Source organism: Paraburkholderia sp. BR10882 (genome assembly GCF_040948855.1).
Classification (GTDB): Bacteria; Pseudomonadota; Gammaproteobacteria; order Burkholderiales; family Burkholderiaceae; genus Paraburkholderia; species Paraburkholderia nodosa_A.
In genome coordinates, this window is sequence record NZ_JBFPKP010000070.1 from 1 (window position 1) to 427 (window position 427).

Here is a 427-nt window from a genome sequence, read left to right on the forward strand (position 1 = left end):
CCGGTGTCGAGGTGGTCGCGGCCGATCACGACCGGCGCCTTCAGCTCGCCGTTCTTGACCATTTCGTTGAACGCCTGGCCGAGACGATAGCGATCCTTCACGCCCACCCAGCAGATACGCGCGGGCAGGCCCTGGAACGCGATGCGCTCGCGCGCCATGTCGAGCCAGTTGTGCAGGTGCGGATCGTCGGGGATCAGCTCCTTGACCTTGGCGTCCGTCTTGTAGATGTCCTCAGGATCGCCCGAAAGCGCCACCCAGCGGAACGGGCCCTTGCCCTCGCAGAACAGCGGGCGGATGTACGCCGGCACGAAGCCCGGGAAATCGAACGCGTTGTCCACGCCCATTTCGAGCGCCATCTGGCGGATGTTGTTGCCGTAGTCGAGCGTGGCCGCGCCGCGCTCCTGCAGCGGAAGCAGCGCGCGCACCT

General features: G+C 66.5%; 1 pseudogene. It reads right to left on the minus strand.

From position 1 onward, the window contains the following. Positions 1–427 (minus strand): annotated as a pseudogene (locus AB3X99_RS40945) (urocanate hydratase); the annotation flags it as partial.